The sequence below is a fragment of the Pontibacter sp. CAU 1760 genome (genome assembly GCF_054482735.1).
The window spans coordinates 105,487-124,485 of sequence record NZ_JBTLRL010000009.1; the positions used below are offsets into that span (position 1 = coordinate 105,487).

Genomic DNA, 18,999 nt, shown 5'->3' on the forward strand with positions numbered 1-18,999 from the left:
TCAGGCAACAAATACCACGGCACGCACACCGACCGCCCCGTGCGCTTTCGGTGCTTTCCCTCTTTTCCAGTTTACATACTTTACAGCTCAACAATTACCAGAACATTTAACAAAATTTATGATGAGACTTGATTTTACACAGAAATCCTGGCCTGCGACGCCCTTTGCGCGCGTGCCAAAAGTTTTCCGGGTAGCGGCCCTGCTGCTCTCCTGCCTGCTGGTAAGCGTGCAGGCCATGGCACAGGCCCTGACGGTAACAGGCAGAGTGACGGATGCCGCCACAGGAACGGGTTTGCCGGGGGTAACCGTACTCCTGAAAGGCACCACTACAGCTGCTCCTACGGGCATGGACGGTGGCTACACGATCAACGTGCCGAATGGCAACGGGACGCTCGTTTTCTCCTACATCGGGTATGTAAACCAGGAGGTGCCCATCAACAGCCGCGCCACCATTAATGTGAAACTCAGCACAGACGCCAAGGCGCTGGATGAAGTGGTGGTGGTAGGGTATGGTACCCAGCGGGCAGAGGCCGTAACAGGCTCGGTTGCCTCCATTAGTTCAGAAGAAATTACGCAGGTGCCCTCCGGTAACATCACCCAGGCGTTGCAGGGGCGTTTACCGGGTGTGGAGTTTGCGCAATCCTCCTCCCAGCCAGGTGCCTCCATGCAAATCCGGATCCGCGGTACGCGCTCCATCTCAGGCGGTAACGACCCGCTGGTGGTGCTGGACGGAATTCCTTTCCCCGGGGCTATCTCCGACATCAACCCGAACGACATCAAGAGCATTGATATCCTGAAGGATGCTTCGGCAACCGCCATTTACGGTTCGCGGGGCGCCAACGGCGTTGTTTTAGTGACTACCAAAACCGGAAAAGCGGGCCAAAAGCCACAAGTAAGCTACAACGGCTTCCATGGTGTGAAAAACGTTTTTGCCAAGTATGACATGATGAGCGGTCCGGAACTTTTTGCGCTGCGCCAGGCGGCCGGTCAGTTTGCGGGCCAGTTAGGCGTGGATGAAGCGGAAGGAGTGGACACAGACTGGCAAGACCTGCTGTACAAGACGGGTATCACAACGAGCCATGATGTAGCCGTTTCAGGAGGCACCGAGCAAGGCCGTTACAGCTTTAGTGTCGGCTATTTCGAGGATGAAGGGGTGATCCCGACGCAGCAGTATACCCGCTACTCGATGCGGGGAAGCCTGGATCAGGGAATCGGCAAGCGCTTTCGCGTCGGCTTCAATACCTACAATAACTTTAACATGACCGAAGGCAACAACGTGGGCTTGTACAACATCCTGAGTTTGTCGCCGCTTGCCAGCCCTTACAATGAAGATGGTAGCCTGAAGAGAACTATTAGAATGCCTTTGGATGAAACGTGGCTATACACCAGAGACATGCTGGAAGACGGCGGCTTGAGTGACCTATGGCTAAATGAAAACAGGGCTTTTGCTACATACAACACGATTTACGGGGAGGTACAAATCCCGGGAGTAGAAGGTTTGAAGTATCGTGCCAACGTTGGCTTAAACTATCGCCAGAGCCAGGGAGGCGCCTACACGGCTGCAGGCATCAACGCTGTTGACCCGAACACCTTCTCTACAGCTTCTGTTAGCAACGCCAAAACAACCAACTGGACGATTGAAAACCTCCTGACCTACGATCGCACCTTTGCAAGCAAGCATAACGTGAACGTAGTAGGGCTTTACTCTGCCTCGCAGGAGCAATATGACAGATCGTTCATAGCCGGAAGAAACATTCCTTCTGATGCTTTCCAGTTTTACAACATAGGCCAGGCTGCCGAAGAAATCACGGTGAATCCGGGCGACCAGCACTATTACCAGTGGGGCTTGTTATCGTGGATGGGACGCGCCATGTACTCCTACGACGACCGCTATATGCTGAGCGCCACTGTACGCTCCGATGGCTCCTCCAGACTGGCGCCGGGGTATAAGTGGAACACCTACCCTGCCATATCAGCCGGATGGAACATCGCCAGAGAATCGTTTATGCAGGACGTGAGCCTGATTAACATGCTAAAACTGCGTGCGGGCTACGGACAAACCTCAAACCAGGCCATCTCTCCATACTCTACCCTCGGGCTTTTGAGTACCCGGCCTTACAACTTTGGTCCGGATACCTATGCAACTGGTTATTACGTAACGCAACTGCCTAACCCTACACTAGGCTGGGAGTACTCCAATACCTGGAACTTCGGTTTGGATTTCGCCGTCCTGAACAACCGCCTGTCTGGTACGCTGGAGTACTATGTAACCAACACCGACGACATCCTGCTGAACCTTGGCTTGCCTCCTACCTCAGGTGTGAGCGGCTACACGGCAAACATTGGGGCAACGCAGAACAAGGGCCTGGAGCTTTCGCTGAATGGGGTGATTCTGGAAAACCTCAACGGCTGGACGTGGGAAGCCGGTGTGAACATCTATGGCAACCGCAACAAAATCGTGTCGCTCGCTTCCGGCGCAAGTGAAGACAGGAGCAACTGGCTGTTTGTCGGCCACCCGATCAACGTCATCTACGACTATGAGCGACTCGGCCTGTGGCAAGAGGGCGACCCGTACCTGAACGTTTTAGAGCCGGGCGGCAATGTGGGTATGATCAAGGTGAAGTATACCGGCGACTACAACACTGACGGCACGCCTGTAAGACAAATTGGACCGGACGATCGCCAGATCATGAACGCGAACCCTGACTTCCAGGGAGGCTTTAACAGCCGTGTAGGATTCAAGGGTTTCGACCTGACCACTGTGGCTGCCTTTCAGAGCGGGGGTATCCTCAACAGCACGCTCTATGGCTCCCAAGGTTACCTCAATCTACTAAGCGGACGCCGTGGGAACGTGGCGGTGGATTACTGGACGCCGGAAAACACGGACGCCAAGTACCCGAATCCGGCAGGTATAAGAAGCGGCGACAACCCGAAATATGGCAGTACGCTGGGCTACTTCGACGCCTCATACCTGAAGATACGCACCATAACGCTGGGTTATAACTTCGATAACAGCAACTGGCTGGACAAAGTCGGCATCAGCAACCTGCGCCTCTACGCGACTGCGCAGAACCCGTTCGTGCTGTTCTCGCCTTACCACCGTGCATCCGGCATGGACCCTGAAACCAACTCATACGCCAACCAAAATGTGGCGGTAACGGGTGGCACGCCAAGCCGCCTGCTGACGATTGGCACGAACGCGCCCGCTACGCGCAACTACCTGGTTGGTTTAAATGTGACATTTTAATAAGCTTAAAGATGAAATTCATTAAAAATAAGACTTTTATAGGAACAGCGTTGATGATGGCGCTGTCCCTGTCATCTTGCGAGGATATTCTGGAGGAGCAGCCACGCAGTATTTACGAGCCCGGCTTTTTCAAAACGGAGACAGGTGTTCGGGGAGGAATAACGTCCATGTATGCGCACCTGCGCTATATATACGGGCAGGCCTACTACTACAACGTCACTGAAACCGGCACCGATGAAGCCACATACGCGCAGAGCGCGGACCAGAACTTTAAGGTAATGGATATTTCAGGCCAAGGGGAGATCACGCCCGCCGACAGCCGTGCCGATGTTTTGTGGGGCGCCGCGTTCTCCAATATCAACACCGCCAGCGGCGTGATTGAGAATGCTGCCGCCATCGGAACTATATCGAACGCGCTGATTGCCGAAGCAAGGTTCTTCCGGGCCTTCGATTACTTCCAACTGGTGCAAACCTTCGGCGGTGTGCCTTTGGACTTGGGCGCGGGCGAGTTGAAATTCAACACAAGCCCATCCAGGTCTTCGGTGCGCAATACGGTACCGGAGGTCTATACCAAGGCTATCTTCCCGGATCTGCGGCTAGCGGTAGAGGAGTTGCCGGCAAACCCACGCCTCACCGGTGGCGCCACGCAAACGCTGGCACGCTTGTTTCTGGCCAAAGCCTACCTCACCTATGGCTGGTGGCTTCTGAACCCGAACAACGTCCCTACCTATCCGGAAACTTCCCGCACAGACCCGGACGGGCATAACGCGCAGTGGTATTTCCAGCAGGCGTATGATGTGGCGCTGAACGGCATCCAGAACCCGGGCCCTTTCAGTCTGCAGCCAACGTATTACGATGTGCACCTGGGTTCAAACGACCGTAACCCCGAAATACTGCTTTACGCCGACCATACCGAGACCAGCGAGTTCTACAACGCATCCAGCCTGACGTATGCCAACGGTGGTGCACCCGACAACTTCGCGGTTTGGATGATGACCTGGAACTATACCAACATCAGAAGCGCGCTGGATCCGAACTGGACCAATCGGGTAAGTTCTGTACAGCGTGAAGCCGCCCAGCACCTGGGGCGCCCGTGGACCCGTATGGCACCTCCCATCGGCGTGATCACAAACACCTTTGCCGACAAAACAAACGACTCCCGCTACGACGGCACCTTTACCACTGTTTACCGTGGCAACTGGCCGAAAGGAGGCGTAAACGCACCCGTTCTGTACAACGCGAACGGTTTGCCGGTTAACCCGGGCGATCCGATCCTGACGTTCCTGAACGAGCAGCCAGCCACGCCGATCAGCTACCCGAACGGGGCAGGCAAAAGCAACATTGGCGCCGGTGAACTGCCAGGAAGAGCCGACTTTGTGATTGGCCCTAATGACATCAGCCGGATCGTGTATCCGGGTCTGTGGAAAATGGGTACCTACCGCACCGACAATGGCGCCGGGCTGGGGCAACCAAACGCCGCCAGCACCCGCCCTTTCAACATTGCCAAGTTCTCGGAGCTGTACTTTGTAGCCGCCGAAGCAGCAGTGATGGGTGCAAACACACAGGCGGGTTATAGCGCCAGGGACTTGATCAACGTGATCCGTGCACGTGCCGGCATGTGGCGCTACGACAACAACGGCAACATGGTGAAGGTAGAGGACAACAGCGCAGCCATGACGGCGGCCACCCCGGCCACGATCGACATCAACTATATTCTGGCAGAGCGCTCGCGTGAGTATTATGCCGAAGGTTACCGTTGGTTTGACCTGGTGCGCACGCAAAAGTGGGAAGAGCTCGCCGGGACTTACCGGATAGCCGGCAACAGCTACGGAGACCATACCCCGACAACTGTGACACGTAACATTCAACCTCACCACTACCTGCGCCCTATTCCGCAGGGGCAGCTGGATGCCATGGATTTGACTGCAGCCGAAAAAGCTGTCTATCAAAACCCTGGCTATAATTAATCAGATGTTTGATAATGGAAAGATTGGCTGCTCTTTTTGGGCAGCCAATCTTTTGTTTATTCAGGCTTTCACAGAGATGTAGATATCAGCCTTCGCTCCACCTGAAGCTATAGGCTCCCAATTGCCCTGCTACAGGTATAAACACACTTAAACAACAGCTTGCCACCTTAAAACTCAGGTACGCTCCTGGCATGTAAAACAGACAAACTTTATCAATAACCAACCTTTATGAAGAAAGCTATACTCCTTGTTTTGTTGCTGGTCTCTTTAGGGGATTATAAGGTAAAGGCCCAGAACCTCTTACTCAACGGCGACTTTGAGAGTGGCACCGGCAACAGCTTCACCAACTGGTGGACACAGGTGAGCGGGGGTGGCCAAGGCGCCTTTACCGCCGAGACGGCAAATGCACAAGAAGGAAGCCGGGCCATGAAGGTTAGCATCACGCAGGCCGGGAGCGCAGCTTACAGCATACAGGCCATAAACGATGCCTGGCCCTCAGTGACCGGAACTGAATATACCCTGACCTTTTACGCGAAGGCGGCCACTGCTGGCAAGTCCATTAGAGTGGTGCAGCAAACCAGCACCTATGCTTCCAGCGACTTTGCGCTGACCACCGCCTGGCAAAAATACACCTGGACCTTCACAGCACAGGAAGCAGGCCTGCAACTGCGGCTTAACTTCCCGGAAGCAGGCACCTTTTACCTTGATAACTTCTCGATACTCGGCAGCACAAACGAAGAGACACCACCTCCGGCGCCCTATACCCCCACCGGCCCACCAATTGCCACGGGCCAGCCTAAGTTTCTGGGTGGGGTATACAGCGCCTCGCAATTACCAAACTTTACGCACTATTTTAACCAGGTGGTAGCCGAAAATGCCGGCAAGTGGGGCAGCATGGAAGCCACCCGCGACGTAATGAACTGGTCGCAGTTGGATGCCGCCTACAAGCTGGCTAAAGACAACGGCTTCCCTTTCCGGATGCACGTGCTGATCTGGGGAAACCAGCAGCCTGCCTGGATCGAGAACCTGCCTCCGGCGGAGCAACTCGAGGAGATTGAGGAATGGTTTGCAGCCGTGGCCGCACGCTACCCTGCCATCGATTTCCTGGAAGTAGTGAACGAGCCGACGAACGACCCACCGGTGAAGCAAAACGCCACCGACCAGGGCAGCGGCAATTATTTGGCCGCGCTCGGCGGCACCGGCAGCACGGGCTGGGACTGGGTGATCAAGGCCTTTCAACTGGCCCGCAAGCACTTCCCGAATACCCCGCTCATGATCAATGACTACAGCGTGGAAAACACCACGGCCAATGCGCAGCGTTACCTCGGCATCATCAACCTGCTCCGTGAGCGAAACCTCATCGACGCGATCGGCATACAAGGCCACGCCTTCTCGACCAGGCCAACAGCCACGGCTACCCTCAAAGGCAACCTCGACCTGTTTGCGGCCACCGGCTTGCCCATCTACATCACCGAGCTCGACATCGACGGCAGAACCGACAACATGCAGCTGGAGGAGTACAAGCGCATATTCCCGGTGTTCTGGGAGCACCCGGCTGTGAAGGGCATCACCCTGTGGGGATACCGCCCCGGCCACTGGCGCACCGACCAGGGCGCCTACCTGGCCCATACCAACGGCGGGGAACGGGCGGCGCTGAAATGGCTGCGGGAGTACGTGCAAAGCAACACCAATGTGCAGGTGCCAGTTATAACAGCCAACCAGACGCTGCCCCTGGACGCTGCGGTTGCCTGCAACGCCCTGGGCAAAATAACCGCCACAGACAGTGACGCCAACACCGCACTGCAAGGCTGGCAGGTAACGGGCGGAACCGGCGCCTCCATCTTCACGCTGGAGGCGGCCACCGGCCAGGTCACCATCACCCGCCCTGAGCTTATAGACTTCAGCAGAACAGCTTATACCCTGACCGTGAAAGTGAACGACGGCTTTAACACCAGCGAAGCCGGGACCATCACCATCCCGATTCCGGACAAAATTTACGTACTGCACGAAGGGAGTCTTTTGCACCTGGACAAAGGCTTGGTGAGAGAGCACCTGGCCCACGGCGACTGCATCGGGAACAACGGTGGCACTGTAACCGGGATAGGCGGCACAACTGCAGACAAGATGGTGCATGTATACCCGAACCCGGCTACCGGGGGCAGATTTCAGCTAACGCTCATTAATTTCAGCATGTCTAAAATAGCGGTAGCGCAGGTACTGAATGTGGATGGCCGTGTGCTGCTGGAGCAGGAGCTAAAGCAAGCCAGCACTGCCTTTAACCAACCGCTCAAACCAGGCCTTTACATGGTGCGGGTTATCCAAAACGAGGCGGTTTGGGTGAGAAAAATCATCATCCGGTAACTAGACTACTGTGAGTTTGGGAAGAAGCTGCTTCAAAGTGAAAATGAAACGGATCGCGGGGTGAAGCAGTATGGCGGCCTCAATCAAGAAGCAGGCGCGGCCCAAGCATGATCCGGCTTAATTTCGAACGGTTATGCTTTTGATTTATTTTTAACTTAACAGTGCCATACCCCTCACCGGGTTTCGGTCGCTTGTCAATCTTTGCAGTAAAAACGATTTGAAAATGCACCTCTACCTAAAACATACAAGTAGCATGGCCTTACAGCTGAAGCGCTTCACCGCTCTTATATTCTTCTGCTTTTTTTTCCTTGCAAGCCCGGCGTACAGTGCCATCAAACTGCCAAGCCTGATCCAGGATGGCATGGTGTTGCAGCGCGATGCCAAACTGAAAATATGGGGTTGGGCGTCGCCCGGCGAAAAAGTTGCGATTACCTTTAACGGCAAGCGTGCCCGCGCGACAGCGGGTGCCGACGGCAAATGGCAGGCTTCGCTGCCGGCCATGAAAGCCGGCGGGCCCTATACCATGGTGCTGAAAGGCGAGAATACCATCACGCTGAAAGACATTTTGCTGGGGGACGTATGGTTCTGCTCCGGGCAGTCGAACATGGTGCACCAAATGGCACTGCACAACGTGACCTATGCCGAGGATATCAAAAATGCGAACTACCCGCAGATCCGGCATTTCTGGATTCCGACAACCACCAACCTGCAGGGCCCGGCAAAAGACCTCCCCACTGCCACCTGGAAAACAGCGAACCCAAAGGACATCAATGAGTTTTCGGCGGTGGCTTACTTCTTCGCCCGGAAGCTTTACGAGCAATACCGCATCCCCATCGGGTTGATCAATGCCAGCGTGGGCGGCACGCCTATCGAAGCCTGGATGAGCGAAGAAGGCCTGCAGCAGTTTCCGGATGTCCTGGCTACCATCGACAAGAACAGGGATACAAGCTACGTGAATACCCTGAACCGGAAGGCCCAGGCGGCAGCGGCAATAAACAGGCAAAAACCGGAACAGGACAAAGGCCTTACCGGTGCTGTGAAATGGTATGACCCGGCCTATACCCCAAAGAACTGGCAGAACATCAATGTGCCGGGCTATTGGGAGGACCAGGGCATCAAAGACCTGAACGGCGTGGTTTGGTACCGCCGGGAAATAGACGTGCCCGCAACCATGGCGGGCGTACCTGCCAAAATGCACTTAGGCCGAATTGTAGATGCGGATGAGGTATATATCAACGGCAAAAAAGTGGGCAACACCACTTACCAGTACCCACAACGGCGGTATCTCCTGGCCGCAAGCGCACTGAAACCCGGCAAAAACACGCTTGTGGTGCGGGTGATCAACAATGGCGGCAAAGGCGGCTTCGTGCCCGACAAACCCTATTTCATCGAGGCAAACGGCCAAACCCTTGACCTGAAAGGTACCTGGCAGTACAAAGTCGGGGATGTATACCTGCCAGGCCCCAGCGCACCTGCGGGTATCAGCGCCCAAAACCAACCGACCGCCTTGTATAACGCCATGGTGGCCCCTGCGGTGCACTATACAATCAAAGGAATTCTGTGGTACCAGGGCGAGAGCAACTCCGGTAACCCGGCAGCATATAAAAAATTACTGCCCGCCCTGATCAGCGACTGGCGCGACAAATGGCAGCAAAAGAGCCTGCCGTTCCTGTATGTGCAGTTGCCAAACTTTATGGAGGTGAATTACCTGCCTTCCGAAAGCAACTGGGCCCTGATGCGGGAGGCGGCCCTGCAAACCCTATCGGTGCCTAACACAGCCATGGCCGTGACCATCGAACTGGGCGAGTGGAACGACATCCACCCGGACAATAAAAAAGACGTGGGCGAGCGGCTGGTACTGGCTGCACAAAAGCTGGTGTATGGCGAGAAGAACCTCGTTGCCTCTGGCCCGCTTTACAAATCCGCCAAAGTAGAGGACGACAAGATCATCATCAGCTTTACCAGCACAGGCAGCGGACTGAAGGCCATCGACGACGAGGAGCTTTCGTGGTTTGCCGTAGCCGGCGAGGACAAAAAATTTGTCTGGGCGAAGGCGAAAATTGAGGGAGACAAAGTAGTGGTATGGAACGAGGAGATGCCAAATCCGAAGTATGTCCGGTATGCCTGGGCGGATAATCCGTATGGCGCCAACTTATACAACAAAGAGGGCTTGCCCGCCTCTCCCTTCCGGACAGATCAATAAAAGCAAGAACGCATGAAAAAGACCTTATACCTGCTTTTTGCCCTGGCTGTTTCTGCTGCCTCCGCTCAAACCGTTTCGAAAAACCCGAGCGGCAATTACCCTCCCCCGGTAAATTTCACAGCTGAGCAGGACCACCAGCACATGATGCAACAGTTGGGGATCCAGTCGTTGCGGCCGGGCCCGAGCGGGGATGAGTCGGCCCCGAACCACGCCAACTACGACGAAGCGCTGGCGAACCCATACCCTAACCTGCCACCTGTATTGGAGCTGGAAAACGGCAAAAAGGTGACCACACCCGCTATGTGGTGGAACAAGCGCCGCCCGGAGATAGTGGAGCAGTTCGAGAAAGAGGTATATGGCCGCGTGCCCAGAAATGTGCCGAAAGTAACCTGGGAAGTGCTGATCAATGAACGGGAGCGCGTCGGCTGGTTCCCGGTGATCGCCAAAAAGCTGGTGGGGCACGTGGACAACTCCGATTACCCGCAGCTTGACGTGGCCATTGCCATGACGGTGGTAACGCCCGCCAACGCCAAAGGCCCGGTGCCCGTGCTGATGATGTTCGGGCGCAGTGCGCTGCCCGCCCCGGCCCAACCGCCGCAGGAAAGCCTTGACAAGGTCAACGCCGCCCTGAAAGAACTGCTAATGAAGCAAGACCCAACCTTAAAGGCCGTGTTTGAGCAGTACCCGGCCTATACCCCCATCGCCTCGCAAACACCCACCTTCGGGCCGCCGCCAGCCGGCGACCCGCCTACCCCGCAACAACTGCTGGCCGCCGGATGGGGCTATGTGCTCATCGAGCCGGGCACAATCCAGGCCGATAATGGCGCAGGCCTCACGAAAGGCATCATCGGGTTGGTAAACAAGGGGCAGCCCCGCAAACCGGAGGACTGGGGAGCGCTGCGTGCCTGGGCCTGGGGTGCCTCGCGCGGATTGGACTACCTGGAAACCGACCCTGCCGTGGACGCCAAAAAAGTAGGCATCGAGGGCGTTTCGCGGTATGGCAAGGCGGCACTGGTGGCCATGGCCTTTGACCAGCGCTTCGCTCTGGGCCTGATCGGTTCTTCCGGCGAGGGTGGCGCGAAGCTACACCGCCGCAACTTCGGCGAAGCCGTGGAAAGCCTGACCAGCAGCGGCGAGTACCACTGGATGGCCGGAAACTTCCTGAAATACGGTGCAGATAAAGCCAGATTCGGCAGCAAGAACGCAGGCGATATTCCGGTAGATGCCCATCAGTTGATCGCGCTTTGTGCTCCCCGCCCTGTCTTCATCAGCTATGGTATACCTGAGCAGGGCGACGCCAAGTGGCTGGACCAGCAAGGCAGCTACATGGCTACCGTAGCGGCGCAACCGGTGTTTGAGCTGTTGGGCGCCCGGGGCCTCGGCGTGCCGGCCGACTACAAAACTGCCAAGATGCCCGGCGTGAATGTAAGTCTGCTGGACGGAGAGCTGGCCTGGCGACAGCACGACGGTGGCCACACGGATGCTCCGAACATCAAGTATTTTATACCCTGGGCAAATACGATGCTCAAAATTTCTCCTCGCGCGTCCGGTCAATAACGAAGCTTTAACTTATACCTCATCCGATATATAAAACCATACTATGGCATTAACTCAAAGCTGGCGATGGTACGGGCCAAACGACCCGGTAACCTTACAGGACATCAAACAGGCAGGTGCTTCCGGCATTGTGTCGGCGCTGCACCACATGCCGCACGGCGCGGTATGGCCCCTGGAGGAGATACAGGAGCGCAAGCGCATCATCGAAGAGGCAGGCTTGGAATGGGTGGTGGTGGAGAGCGTGCCGGTGCATGAGGCCATCAAGACCCGCAGCGCCGACTGCGAAAAATACCTGGAGAACTACCGCCAGACGCTGCGCAACCTGGCCGCCTGCGGCATCGGCACCGTGTGCTACAACTTCATGCCCGTCCTCGACTGGACCCGCACCAACCTGGCTTACGAAATGTGGAATGGTGCCAAAGCCCTGTATTTCGACTGGGCGGATCTGGCAGTCTTTGACCTGTTTATTTTAAAGAGAAGCGGCGCCGAGCAGGATTACGCGGCAGAGATCGTACAACAGGCAAAGGAGCGGTTCGCCTCTTTCTCACAGCAGCAGCTAGACGAACTAAGCGAAATCATCCGGATGGGCGTGCCGATGGAGGGATTTATCACGCTGGAGCACCTGACGGAGAGCATTGAGATCTATAAAAACATCGGCCATGCCGGTCTGCGTGAGAACCTGGCTTATTTTCTGGAATCCATCATGGATATTTGTGAAGAGACCGGCATCAACATGACCATTCACCCGGATGACCCGCCATACCCTATCCTGGGCCTTCCCCGCATTGCCTCCAGCAAAGAGGACCTGCTCTACATCCTGGAGCGGGTGGACCGCACCCCGAACGGCATCTGCTTCTGCACCGGCTCGCTGGGTGCCGGTCCGCACAACAACCCCGTGGAGATCCTGAAGGCAGTGGGCCACCGGGTATACTTTGCGCACCTGCGCAATGTAAAAAAAGACCAGCTCGGCAATTTTTATGAGTCCGATCACCTGACAGGCGATGTGGACATGTATGGCGTGATGCGGGAACTCGTTGCCATCAACGAAGACCGGGAGCAGCCCATACCCTTCCGCCCCGACCACGGCCACCAGATGCTCGACGACCTGCACAAAGTCACCAACCCCGGCTATTCCGCCATCGGGCGCCTGCGCGGTTTGGCGGAGTTGCGCGGCCTGGAAATGGGCATCGCACGATCGATGGACAAGGAATAAAAATCATTCATCCGGCTGGCAGCACTGAGCAGCCAGCCGGAAAACATTACACTTATACCCCTCAGTAAAAACAGTACCATGCCTGCACCTCTGATTACCAAGCCAACTGCCCAAACCAGCAAGATCGGCGCTTACCGCTGGACCATTTGCGCGCTTCTCTTTTTCGCCACCACCATCAACTACCTCGACCGGCAGGTGGTGGGCCTGCTGAAACCGGCGCTGGAGCAGCAGTTCGGCTGGACGGAGAGCGACTACAGCAGCATCGTGATCGCCTTCACCGCCTCCTATGCGCTAGGCATGCTGCTTTTCGGGCGCGTTATCGACAAGATCGGCACCAAGCTGGGCTATTCCGTGTCTATTGTGGTATGGAGTGTGGCCGCCATGTTCCATGCGGCGGCGCGGTCTACGTTTGGCTTTGGCGTGGCGCGGGCAGCGCTTGGGCTTGGCGAGGCCGGTAACTTCCCGGCAGCCATCAAAACGGTGGCCGAGTGGTTCCCCAAAAAGGAGCGGGCGCTGGCCACCGGAATCTTCAACTCCGGCGCGAACGTGGGGGCCGTGGTCGCCCCGATCCTGGTGCCCTGGATCCTGGGCGCTTATGGCTGGGAGGAGGCCTTTATCGCCACCGGGGCGGTGGGCTTTGTGTGGCTGATTTTCTGGCTGATCTTTTATGAGATTCCGTCGCGGCAAAAGCGGCTGGGCCAGCCGGAGTACGCCTACATCCACAGCGACAACGAGGATGCCGGCACGCATGCCGACCAACAGCCGCCCATGAAGTGGGGCCGATTGCTGTTCATCCGCCAGACCTGGGTGTTTATCGTCGGCAAGTTCTTCACCGACCCGATCTGGTACTTCTTCCTGTTCTGGCTTCCCTCCTACTTCAGCACCACCTTCGACCTAGACCTGAGCAAGCCGAGTTTGCCCCTCGTGATCGTTTACTCGGCCACCACCATCGGCAGCATTGGCGGCGGCTACCTGTCCTCTTACTTTATCGGGCGCGGCTGGGCTGTGTACAAAGCACGCAAAACCGCCATGCTCATCATCGCCTTGCTGGTAGTGCCAATTATGGCGGCCCGGTATGCCACGGATATCTGGGTGGCGGTGGGCCTGATCAGTCTGGCCGCTGCGGCACACCAGGCCTGGAGCGCCAACATCTTCACCACGGTTTCTGATATGTTCCCGAAGCGGGCAGTCAGTTCGGTGGTGGGCATTGGGGGTATGGCCGGCTCGGTGGGCGGTGCGCTGTTTCCCCTGTTCATTGGCTTTATCCTCGACTACTACAAAGGCATCGGCAACCTGGTGGCGGGCTATAACATCATCTTTACCATTTGCGGTAGCGCCTACGTGCTGGCATGGCTACTGATGCACCTGCTTTCTCCGAAGATGAAGGAGGTAAGACTCTCCTGACAGACTTTACCTGAACCTTAGGCTCAATTAAAACACAAACATTATGAACTTCTTTTCTCATTATCCGCTCCTGCCATACCTGGCTTTGCTACGCTATGGAAGCGCCTTGGCAAGGCCCTGGAAGCCGCTCATGCTTCTGCTGCTTTTCCCGCTTTCGCTCTCTTCCGCTTACGCACAGGGTGATCTCCCTACTTATGTCTCCACTGAAAAGGACGCCGGGAGCTTTCCGGTTGCGGCGGAAGGCAAGGCCGCCCCTTTGGTGGTGAGCGACCAAGATTACCCGGGCGTGGTACGAGTAGCCAAACACCTGCAGGCAGACATCAAACGGGTGACCAATCTGGAGCCTCAACTGACGGTTGGGAAGAAAGCACCCAAGGCAAAGGAAATTATTCTGGTGGGCACACTCGGCAAGAGCCCGCTCATCGACAAACTGGTGCACGACAAGAAGCTGGATGTGGCCGGGATTGCCGGGCGTTGGGAAACCTCACTGATCCAGGTGGTGGAGAAGCCGATGCGCGGCGTGGACCGGGCACTGGTGATTGCGGGCAGCGACAAGCGCGGCACCATCTACGGCATGTATGACCTGTCGGACGAGATGGGCGTGTCGCCGTGGTACTGGTGGGCCGATGTGCCAGTAAAGAAAAAAGACAATGTATACGTGCTGCCGGGTCGCCACACACAGGGCGAGCCAGCCGTGAAGTACCGCGGCTTCTTCATCAACGACGAGGCTCCGGCGCTTTCCGGTTGGTCGAAGGAGAAATTCGGCGGCTTCAACCACCAGTTTTACGACAAGGTGTTTGAGCTGCTGCTGCGCATGAAGGGCAACTACCTGTGGCCGGCCATGTGGGGAAACGCCATTTATGCTGATGACTCGCTGAGCGCGCCGCTGGCAGACGAGTATGGCGTGGTGCTCGGCACCTCGCACCACGAGCCCCTGACGCGCGCCCACGACGAGTGGCGCCGCTTTGGCAAAGGCCCCTGGAACTACAACACCAACAAAGAGAACCTGCAGGACTTCTGGCGCAAGGGCATGGAGCGCATGGGCACTAACGAGAGCATCGTGACCATCGGGATGCGCGGCGACGGCGACGAGCCAATGTCGGAGGAAAGCAACATCGCTCTGCTGGAGGGCATCGTGGCTGACCAGCGGAAAATAATCGCTGAGGTGACCGGAAAACCCGCCTCCGAGACCCCGCAGATCTGGGCGCTTTACAAAGAGGTGCAGGACTACTACGACAAAGGCATGCGCGTACCAGACGACGTGACCTTGCTTTTGGCCGACGACAACTGGGGCAATATCCGAAAACTCCCCAAGCCCGGCGAAAAGCAGCACGCCGGGGGGTATGGCATTTATTACCACTTCGATTATGTAGGCGGCCCGCGAAACTACAAATGGCTCAACACCAATCCGATTCCGAGGGTATGGGAGCAGATGCACCTGGCCAAGCAGTACGGTGCCGACCGCATCTGGCTGGTGAACGTGGGCGACATCAAGCCGGTAGAGTTTCCGCTGGAGTTCTTCATGGATTATGCCTGGAACCCGGACAAGTGGCCAGCCGATCGCCTGCAGGAGTATACCGTGCAGTGGGCAGCAGAGCAGTTCGGCAGCGAGTATGCCCAACCCATCGCCGACATCCTGGCTGCATATGGCAAATACAACGGGCGTCGCAAACCTGAGTTAATCTCACCGGAAACCTACAGCCTGACAAACTACCGCGAGGCGGAGCGCGTGGTGGAAGAGTATAACCAACTGGTGGAGAAAGCTGAGCAAATTTACCAGAAGCTGCCCGCCGAGTACAAAGATGCCTACTACCAACTGGTGCTGTTTCCGGTAAAAGTTTCCGCGAACCTTAATGAGCTACACATTACCACAGGCAAAAACTATCTCTATGCAAAGCAGCACCGTGCCGCCGCCAACGACATGGCGACAAAGGTGCGCGAGCTGTTCGAGAAAGACCAAGCGCTGATGAAGTATTACAACGAGGAACTGGCTGATGGCAAGTGGCGCCACATGATGGACCAGACGCACATCAGCTATACCTATTGGCAGCAACCGGAGAAAGACATCATGCCTGTTGTGAAGCTGGTGAACGTAGCGCCCGGAGCTAAAATGGGCATAGCCCTTGAGGGTTCTGATGCCTGGTGGCCATTGGAGAAGTCGCAGGCCGTACTGCCCACCTTTACTCCCTTCGGACAGCAATCGTATTACATTGAGTTGTTTAACCAAGGCAAAAAGCCTTTCTCTTATAAAGTACAATCCGGCGCACCGTGGCTGCATATTTCCTCAGCGCAAGGTACTGTAGATAAAGAACAGCGGCTACTAGTAAGCGTTGATTGGCAAAAAGCACCAACCGGTATACAGCGCGTTCCGATTACCATTACCGGCCCTGATAAAACCACTGTAAAAGTAGAGGCTGTAGTGAATAACCCGGCTGATGTGAAGCCGGGCCAGGTAAGCGGCTTCGTGGAGAGCAACGGCTATGTGGCCATGGAGGCCGCGCATTATACCCGCGCCGTAAGCAATGGCCCTATCGAGTGGCAGTTGCTCCCGGACCTGGGCAAGACCATGTCGGCCATGACGCCTTTTCCGGTAACCGCCAAAACGCAGCAGCCCGGCGGCGACAGTCCGCACCTGCAATATAAAATGCATTTGCTGAATGCTGGTGAGATAAAGGTACATGCCTACCTGTCCCCCACCCTCAACTTCAATGCCTCCGACGGCCTTAAATTTGCCGTGTCTATCGATGATGAGACCCCGCAAATCATCAACATGCACAAGGGAAACTCGGAAAGTGCCTGGAACAATTGGGTAGCTGATAACATCAACATCCAGACATCTACCCATAAAGTAAACAAGCCAGGCGAGCATGTGCTGAAGTTCTGGATGGTAGACCCGGGTGTGGTACTGCAAAAGCTAGTGGTAGACACAGGCGGTTTAAAGCCGGCTTACCTGGGGCCACCGGAAAGCTATTATCAGCCCGAAAAGGCAAATCAATAGTATAGAGTAAAGTACATTTTACAACCCCGCTGGCAGTGCTTTCTTCCGGCAAGTTTTTTTTAAACGCTTCATACACCTATGAACCTACACCACATACTCCCGAAAGTTTTTGTGTGCCTTGCCTGCCTTTTTTACCTGGGCAGTGCATCTGCCTTTGCGCAGAACAAGGACACGTTCCGGAATCCTATTCTACCCGGGTTCTACCCCGACCCCAGCATTACCCGTGTGGGAGATGACTATTACATGATTCACTCCTCCTTCTCTTTCTTTCCGGGAGTGCCTATTTTCCACAGCAAAGACCTGGTAAACTGGACCCAGTTAGGCAACATTCTGGACAGGCCTGAGCAACTGGACCTGGATGGCCTTGGCGCAAGCAGAGGAATATTTGCCCCTGCTATCTCTCACCACGAGGGCACCTTCTACATGATCACCACCCTCATAGACAACGGCGGCAATTTTGTCGTGACGGCTACCAACCCGGCTGGCCCATGGTCCGATCCCACCTGGCTTCCGGAGGTCAGCGGTATTGACCCTTCCATCTTCTTCGACGAGGACGGGAAAGCATACATTACCTACAACAGTGAAGCGCCTGACAACAAGCCCCTTTACGATGGGCACCGCACGATCCGCATCATTGAACTCGACTACAAGAATATGAAAACGGTGGGTACCCCGAAGATACTAGTGAACGGTGGTGTGGATATTTCTAAAAAGCCGGTCTGGATTGAGGGGCCGCATATCTATAAGCAGGATGGCTACTATTACCTGATGGCGGCAGAAGGCGGCACCAGCGTAAACCACTCGGAAGTAATTCTCAGGAGCAGAAACGTCATGGGAGCATACGTGCCTTATGAAAATAACCCCATCCTGACACAGCGCCATTTGCCGAACGACAGAAAGAACCCCGTCTCAGCCACGGGCCACGCCGACTTAGTAGAAACACAAAATGGCGAGTGGTGGGCTATCTTCCTGGCCACCCGCCCTTATGACACAGAAGACCACTATAACATTGGCCGTGAAACGTTCCTGGCACCTGTAACCTGGAAAGATGGCTGGCCTATCATCAATGCAGATTTCGAGGAAGTACAGTATGCTTACAAGCGCCCGAGCCTGCCTGCAGCAGAAAAGCCTACATTCCCGTTGAGCGGCAACTTTGTGCAGCGAGAGGATTTTCAGCAAAGCAAACTTCCCTTCTACTGGTTGTTGCTCAGAACGCCCCGCTCTGACTGGTATAGCTTAAGCAACCCTGCTGGTAGCCTGACCCTCAGCCTGCAGTCTGCCACCTTATCAGATAAAAAGAACCCGGCCTTTGTTGCCAGAAGGCAGCAGCATGTGACAGGCAGTGTAACTACCAAAATGAGCTTTAAGCCGGTATCCGCCAATGAGTTTGCAGGCATAGCTGCTTTCCAGAGCGAGAACAACTACTACGCGCTAGGCAAAACCATCGCTGACAGCAAGGAAGTAGTGCAGCTCCTAAAATCTGAGAAACCAGCAGATGGCACTTCTATCGGCACCACTACCGTACTGGCAGAAAAGGCCCTGAGCAGAAGTGAAAGAGGCAAGCCTCTTTACCTGAAAACCGAATTCGACAAAGGCAAAATCAGCTTTTACTACAGTACCAAAGAAGGCGACTGGAAACTGCTGCAGGACAATGTAGACGGAACCTTCCTGAGCACGCGCGTTTCGGGCGGCTTTGTCGGCACTACGCTCGGCATGTACGCCACCTCACAAGGCAAACCATCAAGCAGTAAAGCTACCTTCGACTGGTTTGGGTATGAGGGAAATGACGCGATCTACAATACATTAGCTCCAGCAAAATAACTGTTTCTTAAATACCGTAAAACAGCAAGAGGCCAGCTAACTACTGGCCTCTTGCTGTTTTTTACCTGCCTCTGCACATAAACTGTTTTAGACTCCCGCCATTAATTGCCAGGCTTGCTCAGGAAATTCTGTCTTACTATAAAGTACGTGGCTGGTATAAACCGGACATAAGTAAAGGGCCTTGACCTAAAAGTGACATATTGACAGAAACAAAATACTATTTCCCCC

At 55.5% G+C, this 18,999-nt stretch carries 9 protein-coding genes; all 9 read left to right on the plus strand.

Annotated elements, in window-relative coordinates; all coding sequences use genetic code 11:
• Positions 1 to 118 precede the first annotated feature (118 nt).
• Entirely contained in the window at positions 119 to 3,247 is a 3,129-nt protein-coding gene (locus ACXYMU_RS13970; RefSeq protein ID WP_458987021.1) for a SusC/RagA family TonB-linked outer membrane protein, read from the plus strand.
• Between the two features lie 11 nt (positions 3,248 to 3,258).
• Positions 3,259 to 5,214, plus strand: a complete 1,956-nt coding sequence (locus ACXYMU_RS13975; RefSeq protein ID WP_458987022.1) for a RagB/SusD family nutrient uptake outer membrane protein — start codon at positions 3,259 to 3,261, stop codon at positions 5,212 to 5,214.
• Between the two features lie 228 nt (positions 5,215 to 5,442).
• A complete protein-coding gene (locus tag ACXYMU_RS13980) occupies positions 5,443 to 7,575 on the plus strand; it encodes an endo-1,4-beta-xylanase (protein ID WP_458987023.1) in 2,133 nt (710 codons plus the stop codon).
• Positions 7,576 to 7,828: 253 nt separating this feature from the next.
• Positions 7,829 to 9,778 (plus strand): sialate O-acetylesterase, encoded by a 1,950-nt coding sequence (locus ACXYMU_RS13985; protein WP_458987024.1) that lies wholly within the window; start codon positions 7,829 to 7,831, stop codon positions 9,776 to 9,778.
• A gap of 12 nt (positions 9,779 to 9,790) precedes the next feature.
• Positions 9,791 to 11,335 carry a glucuronyl esterase domain-containing protein gene (locus ACXYMU_RS13990; RefSeq protein WP_458987025.1) on the plus strand — a complete coding sequence of 515 codons (1,545 nt, stop codon included), beginning with the start codon at positions 9,791 to 9,793 and terminating at the stop codon, positions 11,333 to 11,335.
• Between the two features lie 43 nt (positions 11,336 to 11,378).
• Complete coding sequence (gene uxuA / locus ACXYMU_RS13995; RefSeq protein WP_458987026.1) at positions 11,379 to 12,548, plus strand: mannonate dehydratase; 1,170 nt, start codon at positions 11,379 to 11,381, stop codon at positions 12,546 to 12,548.
• 78 nt (positions 12,549 to 12,626) lie between these two features.
• Positions 12,627 to 13,952, plus strand: coding sequence for an MFS transporter (locus ACXYMU_RS14000; RefSeq protein ID WP_458987027.1), 1,326 nt, complete (start codon positions 12,627 to 12,629; stop codon positions 13,950 to 13,952).
• A gap of 130 nt (positions 13,953 to 14,082) precedes the next feature.
• Complete coding sequence (locus ACXYMU_RS14005) at positions 14,083 to 16,950, plus strand: glycosyl hydrolase 115 family protein (protein ID WP_458987132.1); 2,868 nt, start codon at positions 14,083 to 14,085, stop codon at positions 16,948 to 16,950.
• 78 nt (positions 16,951 to 17,028) lie between these two features.
• Positions 17,029 to 18,771 (plus strand): glycoside hydrolase family 43 protein, encoded by a 1,743-nt coding sequence (locus ACXYMU_RS14010; protein WP_458987028.1) that lies wholly within the window; start codon positions 17,029 to 17,031, stop codon positions 18,769 to 18,771.
• The last annotated feature ends 228 nt before the right edge of the window (positions 18,772 to 18,999 follow it).